Genomic DNA, 599 nt, shown 5'->3' on the forward strand with positions numbered 1-599 from the left:
ATCGGATCCATATACGCCGTGTGCGAGGCGACCTCCATGTTCACCCGACGAGCGAACCGATCCATCCCCGACACCGCAGCGATCACCGCCGCCACCTGCTCGGGATCCCCCGCCACCACCGTCTGCCGCGGCGACAGATACCCCGCCACCTCAACCCGGTCAAACCCGGCCAACAACTCCAGCGTCGCCTCAGCATCCAACTCCAGCAACGCCACCGCACCCTGCCCGGCCTGCGACGACATCAACCGCGACCGCACCGCGATCACCGACAAACCCTGCTCAACGGTGAGCGCCCCGGCCACCACCGCCGCAGACACCTCCCCCATCGAATGCCCGATCACCGCATCCGGAACCACCCCATAGGACCGCCACAACGCAGCCAACGCCAACTGCAACCCCATGATCACCGGCTGCACCTGCGCATCACCGGAAATCTCAGAACCCCGCTCCAAGACCTCCGTCAGCGAAAAACCAACCCGCTCAACAAAAACCGGCTCCAACTCAGCAACCGCAGCCGCAAACACCGGCTCATCGGCCAACAACCGCCGACCCATCCCCGCCCAATGCGAACCCTGACCCGAGAACACGAACACCGTGCC

1 protein-coding gene is annotated in these 599 nt (G+C 65.1%); it reads right to left on the reverse strand.

From position 1 onward, the window contains the following. Positions 1-599 (reverse strand): acyltransferase domain-containing protein (locus tag KIH27_RS22195; RefSeq protein ID WP_214095098.1); only part of this gene is annotated, 599 nt, incomplete at both ends.

The sequence above is a fragment of the Mycolicibacter acidiphilus genome (genome assembly GCF_018455725.1).
Classification (GTDB): Bacteria; Actinomycetota; Actinomycetes; order Mycobacteriales; family Mycobacteriaceae; genus Mycobacterium; species Mycobacterium acidiphilum.